Below are 1,630 nucleotides of genomic sequence, written 5' to 3' on the forward strand. Positions count from 1 at the left end.
GTTTTCTACGGATAGTCAAGGTGTTGGAGGCGATTAGCCACCTTTTTATTTAATTTAGTGGTGTCATCGGAGACTTAATCGGCCTCATAATCAGGTTATTTTAAAATAAATCCGTTTTGAGAGTATACTAAAGACGCCTGATAGATTTAACTTTTTTATCAGGTTGATCTGATTATCTTAACTAGAGTTAGGTTATGACTTTGCTTTTGAACGGGCGCGGTGATAACTGTATTTCTGGTTGGTGGTAATTAAATAATAGATGGTGCGGTTTAGATGATGCATGGCACCGATGGCAATCTTCTTGAAGCTGGTCTTTCCGGAAGATTGTTTTTTCTTGCGCGAAATATAATCGTTAATATGTGAAGGACAAGTTTTGGCACTAATAATGATGTTTAAAATGCTGCGATAGAGAATTTTGCGAGCGTAGGGATCCCCCCGCTTACTAATGTGATCATCGGCGATAAACTCACCGGATTCAAAGTGCCGCAGATCAATGCCGACGAAGGCGTTCAGTTGATTGGACCCTCTAAACCGCCGAACGTCACCTAGTTCCCCAATTAAGCGCACAGCAGTGTTAACCCCAATTCCGGGAATGCTTTCCAGGATGGCTAATTCAGGCAGTTGCTGAGCCAGTTGGGCCATCTGCTTAATGATCAGCTGCTTCCGGGCATCTAACTCAAGCAATTGTGTTGCGAGATAGCGAACCTGTTCAACCATAGCCCCTTGTTCACCAACACAGGGATAAGCCTGGTCGGCTAGGCGATATAGTCGATTGGCAATTTCCAGACTCCGTTGATGGGAAACATGGGGAATGGCTTCAATGGTCTGACTTAATTCAGTGGGGTGTGCTTTTAGGACCAGCTCGGCATGGGGATACTGCTGTAAGAGATGCCAATACAGATGACCCGTGGGTGAATCAAGGATCTGTTCAGCTTCTGGGAAAGTACATTGCAGCGCCTTATGCAGCCGATTCTTGGCGGTTACTGAATCACAGGTCACTTGATCGTAAGAACGGCTCCAATCCAGTAATTCCTGATAAACCGGCTGCTGACAATAAGTTAACGCGCGATCAATCTGAAATTGCGTTTCAGCCAAATTATGTGCATCGTTTTTATCGGTTTTATTTGGCCGCAGCCGGTCCAATTGTTTCTTGGAAGCTAGCGGGTTTAACTGGGTATAGCGGTACCCGTAATCATCTAAAAACGCCCGTAAGCGGCGTGAATATAAGCCAGTTGCTTCAAAGACAATCTCTGGTTTTTTAAAGTTTCGTAAGCTGGCCAGCAGCTTTCTGAAACCAACCCGGTTGTTGGGAATCTCCCAGCCGGCAACCTGATTTCGATTCACAACGATGGCAACCGTTGAAGTTGCCTTACTAACATCAATCCCAAATACAACGCGCATATCAATCACCTAACCCTTTTAAAGTTGTTGCTTCAAGTCTTATTAACCTAATTTTCAATACCCGACGTTAAGCGCCAACAGACTTAGAGCAGATTTTAATAAGAACAGTGAAGTTGGCCGGTTTTCACTACGACGTCAAGCGCCAAACGTGCATACGACCTTATCAACTTCACAATCACTTTAAACCAAAAAAGTGATGAACTAAAATCCCGTCGGATTTCAATTCATC

The 1,630-nt window shown here is 44.1% G+C and carries 1 protein-coding gene; it reads right to left on the minus strand.

Annotated elements, in window-relative coordinates; genetic code table 11:
- Positions 1-192 precede the first annotated feature (192 nt).
- Positions 193-1,401 carry an IS110 family RNA-guided transposase gene (locus JCM14108_RS13810; RefSeq protein WP_035181543.1) on the minus strand — a complete coding sequence of 403 codons (1,209 nt, stop codon included), beginning with the start codon at positions 1,399-1,401 and terminating at the stop codon, positions 193-195.
- Positions 1,402-1,630: the final 229 nt, after the last annotated feature.

The organism is Lentilactobacillus farraginis DSM 18382 = JCM 14108, assembly GCF_000583655.1.
Classification (GTDB): domain Bacteria; phylum Bacillota; class Bacilli; order Lactobacillales; family Lactobacillaceae; genus Lentilactobacillus; species Lentilactobacillus farraginis.